The sequence below is a fragment of the Saccharomonospora sp. NPDC046836 genome (genome assembly GCF_040645195.1).
In the GTDB taxonomy this organism is placed as follows: Bacteria; Actinomycetota; Actinomycetes; order Mycobacteriales; family Pseudonocardiaceae; genus Prauserella_A.
Genome location: NZ_JBEYXW010000089.1, coordinates 1 through 7,232 on the forward strand (window position 1 = coordinate 1; position 7,232 = coordinate 7,232).

The 7,232-nt window shown below is 66.2% G+C and carries 7 protein-coding genes; 3 read left to right on the forward strand and 4 right to left on the reverse strand.

Annotated elements, in window-relative coordinates; translation table 11 throughout:
* Nucleotides 1-1,343: 1,343 nt before the first annotated feature.
* From ABZ863_RS34950 to ABZ863_RS34960, 3 genes are all read left to right on the forward strand, one after another.
* A complete protein-coding gene (locus ABZ863_RS34950; protein WP_331760939.1) occupies nt 1,344-2,006 on the forward strand; it encodes a replication/maintenance protein RepL in 663 nt (220 codons plus the stop codon).
* Complete coding sequence (locus tag ABZ863_RS34955) at nt 2,000-2,416, forward strand: MarR family transcriptional regulator (protein ID WP_023423521.1); 417 nt, start codon at nt 2,000-2,002, stop codon at nt 2,414-2,416. The genes ABZ863_RS34950 and ABZ863_RS34955 overlap by 7 nt, the downstream gene beginning before the upstream one ends.
* 592 nt (nt 2,417-3,008) lie before the next feature.
* Nucleotides 3,009-4,214 (forward strand): IS110 family transposase, encoded by a 1,206-nt coding sequence (locus ABZ863_RS34960; RefSeq protein WP_358543998.1) that lies wholly within the window; start codon nt 3,009-3,011, stop codon nt 4,212-4,214.
* Here the strand turns inward: ABZ863_RS34960 and ABZ863_RS34965 are convergent.
* From ABZ863_RS34965 to ABZ863_RS34980, 4 genes are all read right to left on the reverse strand, one after another.
* Complete coding sequence (locus ABZ863_RS34965; protein ID WP_358544000.1) at nt 4,207-4,692, reverse strand: hypothetical protein; 486 nt, start codon at nt 4,690-4,692, stop codon at nt 4,207-4,209. The two genes, ABZ863_RS34960 and ABZ863_RS34965, sit on opposite strands and share 8 nt — an antisense overlap.
* Before the next feature lie 95 nt (nt 4,693-4,787).
* Nucleotides 4,788-5,387 (reverse strand): hypothetical protein, encoded by a 600-nt coding sequence (locus tag ABZ863_RS34970; protein WP_164179289.1) that lies wholly within the window; start codon nt 5,385-5,387, stop codon nt 4,788-4,790.
* A 323-nt stretch (nt 5,388-5,710) separates the two neighbouring features.
* Entirely contained in the window at nt 5,711-5,971 is a 261-nt protein-coding gene (locus ABZ863_RS34975; protein ID WP_164179287.1) for a hypothetical protein, read from the reverse strand.
* A gap of 191 nt (nt 5,972-6,162) precedes the next feature.
* Nucleotides 6,163-6,744 (reverse strand): hypothetical protein, encoded by a 582-nt coding sequence (locus tag ABZ863_RS34980; RefSeq protein WP_358544003.1) that lies wholly within the window; start codon nt 6,742-6,744, stop codon nt 6,163-6,165.
* Nucleotides 6,745-7,232 lie beyond the last annotated feature (488 nt).

Here is a 7,232-nt window from a genome sequence, read left to right on the forward strand (position 1 = left end):
ATATGCCCCGGCAAGCCGGGGCATAGAGCGCGAATTGCGCAAGCGCAATTCGGATTCCCCCGCAAGCGGGGGAATGGAATTCCGCAAGCGGAATTCCGAACGGAATGCAATTCGCGCAAGCGCGAATTGCTGGCGACCGCGCAAGCGCGATCAACCGGGCTGGCTGCGAGGGGAGGTGCATCATGCGCGGGCCCGTGTAGGACCTGGGATTTACGCTCGTCACCCGCGCAACAGAGGTGACGGGCTGTCGGACCGATCGAGTGCCGGCCCCCACCGTAGTGACGGGCTCCGCTGCGCTCCGCCCGAACCCCTTTCCCGTCCTCGAAACTGGCCGGTCGCATCCATCAATGCCCCGTCAGTATACGCGCCAACCTGTCACTGTAGGGCGAAATCCATCACGCGTCACTCGCGAGATGAAACGCGCCACAAGCGTGATGCATCATGACAAAGCACTGTGTAGTGTTTGGGATCGGCCTGCACTACTCCGGCCCCGGCCGAAAACCCACCGGGTGAATTCAGAATTACGCTGCCCTGAACGGCTTAGCCACAGAACGGAAGCTCAGATATGCGAGCGTCGAAATTCGACGTGCGGAGGTACCGGAGCCGAACGGCCCCCCAGGGCCGGGTGGCGGAACCGCCCACGGTCATCAGCCACGCCTCCCTGTTTTTGAGCGTCGCGGCCGGCACCACCCGAGACTCAGCAACGCTGGTGCCGCCTACGGTCCGCGCGGGGGTAGGGAGCCGCGCGCGAAGCCGCCTTAGCCACCGAGTCCCGCCTGAGCCTCGCAGGAAGCCGCCTGCATGCGTCGCGCCATCGTGGACCTCGCAACCGAAGGCCCCGGCGGAAGAGCCGCCTGTGGGGCGACTGGGAGCCTGCGCGGGCGCGGTGGGTGTGCGGGCGGGGCGGCGGCCTCGGAAGGGGAGAACCGTGGGGCCGGCGCACCGCCAGTTGCTCATGGTCGGTGCCGTCGGTAGCGGGGTCGACCCGCGGTCCGAGGCCCTGGTGCGTTCCTTCGCGCGCGCGTGCTTCTTAGGGAAAAGAGGGCACCTCGCGGGCGCGTGCTCTGACCTGGGGTTTTGCGTGGGGGAATGTGTCGGTGGCGACACATTGAACTGCGGAAACGTGCTCGGGGCGCCACATCGACACCCGTATTTGCCAAGCTTACTTGTACAAATACGCATCGTTGCAGGTGGTGAGAGGTTCCCGGGAAGTACGGCCCGAATCCGGTGTGTCGGCGTCGACACCAAAGTGCCACGCCAGCGTGTACAAATCTGCCAACTGAGCTTGAACAACTGCTAGTGTCCGGCGCGTACCCCCAAGATCGAGGACAGGACCTCCGTCGATGCCACCCCAGCCCAAGCGCCCTTCCGCCGGCCGCGGCAAGGGCCGCATCGCTGCCGTTCCGCCCGGTGGTGACAGCGCCTTCCGCGAGACCCTGTCCTCCAGGCTGGGCAAGGACATCAAGCCGCCGACCCGCAAGCGGCCCGTACAGCAGATGGACGTCAGCGTCCGGTACACGTACCGGGCTCCCCACGACATGTACGGCCGGTCCGGCTACAGCGTGGTCTCCAACGACTTCCTCGCTGACGTTCTCGCGGTGCTCATCGCACAGCACGGCATGTCGCCGATCCAATCCGGGGTCCTCCTGTGGTGCATCGGCCGGCAGCGCGAGGGGTGGCTGCGCGCCACGCACAAGAAGATCGCCGACAAGCTGGGTGTGGAGCGGTCGAACGTCACCCGGGCGATCGGCCGCCTGGAGCAGTGGCACATGCTCCAACGCGTCGAGAGCGGGCTGATCTTCGTGAACCCGATGCTGGGGTTCGAGGGGAACGGCGACGTCCAGCGCGAGATCCTGGACGCGCTACGCGACCGGGAGACCGGGAAGCTGCCCGAGGATGTCTTCCCCGCTCTCAACGCCCCGCCGCCACCGCGCAGCGTGCAGCTGGAGCTCGGTGCCGAGGACGGGGAAGATGGAGTCGTCGACGAGGAGGGGCAAGCATGCTGATCCAGGCCAGCGCCGGTTTCGGAATGCTGTACCGGCTGGACCTCACCAAGGCCGCCATGGAGCTGCTGAGCGCCCTCATCGAGCGCCAGGAGCCAGGCGGAGAGGTGAACGCCTCCCAGGCCGAGCTGGGGGCCCGTGTGGGCCTGTCCAGGAACTCCGCGAACACCGCAATGGCGCTGCTGGAGAGCCGCAACCTCGTGCTGCGCCCCGAGGACCGCAAGTACCGGACCTACTACCTCCACCCCTACGTCGCTTCCTACGCCTCGCAGGAGGAGCTGGAGGAAGCGATCGGGGAAGCCGCCGAGCGCATCGAGGCCGGCGAACTGCCCGAGATCACCGCCCCGGTGTACGAGACCGCACCGCCCAAGCGCCAGCCCCAGCCGCTCCGAGCCGTCCGCGCCGCTGGGTGACACCGGCCGCCGCCCGGTTCGGGTCAGCGGCCTCCTGGCCCGACGAAGGCACGAAAGCGCTGCACCGGGGGTGCCAGCGCCTTCGTCGTACCCGTTCGGGATCGAGCCGGTAGCACCAGGTAAACCGGCTCGTTCTGGAGGAGCAGAACAAGCCGACGGCCTCTCGGGCCGCGGACACCGTGTGCGGCAGTTGGCCGTGCTTCTCTCCACGGCGCCGCCCTGCTGCACCCGGTGACCACCACCAGGCCACGAGGAGCACGGGGCGCGAGCTCCACCTCACAGGCTCACACCCTCATAGCGCCCCTACTCACCTGGGGAAACGGGCTGTGAGGCTCACACCCTCGTTGTGGCCCCCCGTTACCTTTTTCGTGGCTCCGCAATGGGGCCTCCGGCCTTCGGATCCGGCATGACTTCCCCCCTTGTTGCTGATGATCCGGGGGGTGGTGTCACCGGGCCCGGAGGCATCGACGGGCCGCTGATGAGGGGCTTGAGCACCGGCTTCACCCGAGCCGGAAGAGCTCTCCGTAACGTGGGTGTGGCAGCTCGGTGCCGAGGCAAGGCCGGACGAAAGCGTGAGCGGAAGGGCTCGCACGTGATCGACACCAGTGACATCGACGTCTTCCTCGGCCTGGACGTCGGCAAGGGCGAACACCACGCCACCGCCGTCACCCCGGCCGGGAAGAAGGCCTTCGACAAGCGTCTGCCCAACACCGAACCCAAGCTCCGCGAGCTGTTCGCCAAGCTGCGGGCCAAGCACGGAACGGTGCTGGTCGTGGTCGACCAGCCGGCCTCGATCGGTGCCCTGCCGCTGGCCGTTGCGAGGGACATGGGCTGCCCCGTGGCCTACCTTCCGGGCCTGACGATGCGGCGGATCGCCGACCTCCACCCGGGCGAAGCCAAGACGGATGCGAAGGACGCGTTCATCATCGCGGACGCTGCCCGCGCGATGCCTCACACCCTGCGGGCGATCGACGGCGAGGACGAGACCATCGCCGAGCTGGAGATGATCGTCGGGTTCGACGACGACCTGGCCGGCGAAGCAACCCGGGTCGCGAACCGGCTGCACGGCCTGCTGACTCAGATCCATCCGTCGCTTGAGCGGGTGCTGGGGCCACGGCTGCAACATCCGGCCGTCCTGGCCCTGCTGGAGCGGTTCGGGTCGCCAGCCCAGATCCGCAAGGCTGGACGGCGGCGGCTGGTGACGTTGTTACGGCCGAAGGCGCCGAGGATGGCCGAGCGGCTGGTCGAGGAGATCTTCACCGCTCTGGACGAGCAGACCGTCACGGTTCCGGGGACCGAGGCGGCCGCGCTGATCGTCCCGAGCCTGGCCGGGTCCCTGACCGCTGTCCTTGACCAGCGGAAACTGTTGGCCGGGCGGATCGAGGAGCTCCTGGAGGCTCACCCTCTTTCGAAGGTCCTGAGGTCGATGCCGGGAGTCGGCGTCAGGACCGGAGCCAGAATCCTGATCGAGGTCGGCGACGGCAGCACCTTCCCGACCGCAGGCCATCTCGCCGCCTACGCCGGACTCGCGCCCGCGACCCGCAATTCAGGATCCTCGATCCGCGGCGAACAACCCTCCCGCAGAGGAAACAAGCAGCTCAAACGGGCCTTCTTCCTCTCCGCCTTCGCCGCCCTGGGCGACCCGGCATCGCGGACTTACTACGACAAGAAGATCAGCCAGGGCAAGCACCACACCCAGGCCCTGCTCTGCCTCGCCCGACGACGAGCCGACGTCCTCTTCGCCATGCTCCGCGACGGAACCTTCTACGAACCGCAGCCGTCTGCCTCAGTCACCTGACCTGCGGCTCTGCGAGGAAAACGACTCGATCGGCCTCGACATCGAAGCCGAGCATCGGATGGCCATAGCCGCCTTCCGGGTCCATCAGCACAGGCTTGCCCAGCCGCCGCCCGATCTCCCGAAGGAAGCCGCAGAACACATCAAGTCGATCCTGGCCCTGCAACTCCCGCAGATCGACGTCGAAGTCGACTTCATCGTCGGCATGAAAACGGAAGATCGCCAACACATCGGCAGCCGGCCAGACCCGCAGGTCCGGGCACTCGGCATCCGCCTGACGGGACAGCACGGCCTCCGCCCGGGGCACCGGAAGCACCGTCTCTCCCTCGGAGTACTGGTACTTCCAGCCCTTCTCCACGACAAGATCGAGGACCGCCTGCCAGTCCGCCACCGAGGCATCGGGGACACGCACGTCCGGCAACGACCCCATCAAGTCCGGGTCGAAGAAGGAACTCACGTCATCCCACAGCAGATCAGCCACCCCGCCATGCTGCCCGGCTCACCGCCCCAACGCACCCCCGTTTTCCTTGACCAAAGACATAGGGGCACCCCCCCGAGTTGACGGCCCCCTCCTGGTCAGTGCCAGACGACCCTGCGTTCGTGCGTCGCACACCACGCAGCGAGGTCGTGGAGGTTCCGCAGGACCTGCTGGAGGTATCCGGCCGGGCGGCCGCCCAGGTGCGTACGGCCGAACTGGATGTCCGGTACGCCTGCGTCTTCGGGGGCCAGGGCGAGCGCTGTCAGTACCCGGCCGAGGAACTCTTCAGCAGCCAGCTCGCCATAGGCGTCAACGACGGTGACCGGGATGATCACACCGTTGCCGGGGACCTCGTCCGGGAAGGGTTCGAGGTCCTGGTGGCCGGGAGCCGTCGGCTGGGAGGGCGATCCGAGCGCCTCCAGGACGACGACGGCGTTGGCGTTCGAGATGTTGATGAGCGGGGCGGTGCCGTCCGGGTCAATCGGTTCAGCGCGAAGCGGGTACTCCGGGCACACGGTCGGCATGGAGCACCCCGGCAGCGGGCCCCGCTGGTCGGGTGCGGCGTTGGTCTGGTCTGCCGCCGCCTGAGCGGCGCGGTAGTCGTCGAAGCGCTGGGCGCGCGTGGTGGCTTCATCGCAGCCGCAGGTGACAACGAAACCCACAGCCGGGGCGGTGGCGGCGGTGAAGGTGACGGTCACGAGTGCCTCCTTGAGGTGCGGTCGGATGATGGCCTGTTCACGACGCCGGTTGAAACGGCTTGGGTCCGACTTGCTGACCTCAACTATACAACGTTTCGTTGTATAGTTGCAAGGGTGTTGGCGACGTTGGTGACGAGCCCGCTCCTGTCGGTGGCTCGGACGGATCAGTGCCCTCAGGGCTGGCCTGACCAGCTGGACAGCGGCAAGCAGTCGCGTGTGGCTGGCCTCAGCTGGGTGAAGGCGGGCAGACTGCGCCTGATGGGCGGGCTGCCGAGTGCCCGGAGTGGCACGGGCGGGTACGGCGGGACGACGACACATAGCGGCTACCTGAGCCAAACGATGTTCAGGACCGTCAGGCTGTGCAAAGGTCCGTTGATCCAGAAGGTGATGGAGAGCTGGCCGACGGCCGCGCAGCGGACGTCGGCGCCCTCGTCGTCGCTGGTGTCGAACTGCCGGAAGCCGAACGGGTCGGCGGCGGCCGCGGCGAGGATGTCCCACACGGTGTCCGCCGCGTGCTCGGGCAGGGCGTCGAGGACCTTGGCGGCCGGGGCGGAGACGCGGACCGCGTACGGCGGCGGGCTCACCCGCGCCGGCGGCGGAGCTCCGCCAGGTCGACGGCGTCGCTGTCGTCGTAGCCGGAGGCGATGAACGCGTCGACGGCCGGGGCGTGTATTCGACAAGCGGGCGGCCCGACCACCCTGAGGTTGGGTCGGGTCGCCCGCTGGAAGATGCACGCCCGCAATTTAGCGTTCAGGTGGGGCCCGGGAAGCGGAGATCAATCGCCGAAGGCGTTTACCATCGCGCCCGTGAGCATGAGAACGATACCGAGGAACAAGGCGATGTCCGCCACCCAGTCCCGCCTCACGAGGGTTCGCTTGACCGTTCCTGCCGCATCTTTTGCCGCTTCGCTCACAGCGATAGGCCGCCACGAAACGCCTTTCTGCTTGTTCGCGGCAATATGCTGCTGAATCTCTGGAACTACCCGTTCAGAGGTCTTGAAGAAGCGGTCCAGCAATGACCCGCCAAAGGAGGCCGCATGAAACTCTTTTCCTCCTGAGACTATTATTGCAAGCGTGCCGCCGGGACTCAATCCCACTACCTTGATGACCCGGTAGGGGATTTCCCAGGAGTTAATCGGATTGGCGATGATCAAACTGTCTTTGAGTAGAAGAATATGAGAACTGGCAATCCGGCTCATGACTGCGAGCGTCCCCAACATTGCTCCTGGGGCGGCCCACAGGTTCGGATCACTCATGTCGCTGGAGAGTTTTACCGCCGTTGCGACGGCCGCCCCCGAGAAGCCGACCGCAGGTATCCAGCGAAGAAATTTCCAACTTACCCTTTGGAGCTTCACCACACGATCTCCTACGCGGCTCTCAGTAGACATTGACCAGGTTTCCTGCACTGTACGATCCAGCACTGCAGAATCCGAAATTGAATCCTGCATTGATGGACAGATTCCCGCCGGTTGCCTCCCAGTCGCGGTGAACTTCGGTAACTCTGACTCGTCGCCCGCCTCCGACGCCTACCTCACCAGGAACCTTTGTCTTATAGCTCCGCGTGTTCTTCACGAATGGCCAACCCCAGACGGCATCATGTTGTGAGGCTCCCATTTTGCGGCAAAGCTTGTAGGGTGATCCGCCACCCGCCCCGACCCAGGCCAGATTCTTCCCCAGGGTGGCCCATTCCCAGGAGTCGTCCTTGATTCCTGTGATCGCAAACGATGTTCCGGCAATGCCTGCCCCTACAATCATTCAACCTCCCACGGAACACTGACGGCTCGGGTCCCCGGCAATTGCAATTGCCGGGGACCCGAGCCGTCAGTGTTCCGTGGGAGGTTGAATG

Coding starts and splice junctions, on each gene's coding strand:
- ABZ863_RS34950 (WP_331760939.1), top strand. CDS start 1,344: ATGCCACCCCAGCCCAAGCGCCCTTCCGCCGGCCGCGGCAAGGGCCGC.
- ABZ863_RS34955 (WP_023423521.1), top strand. CDS start 2,000: ATGCTGATCCAGGCCAGCGCCGGTTTCGGAATGCTGTACCGGCTGGAC.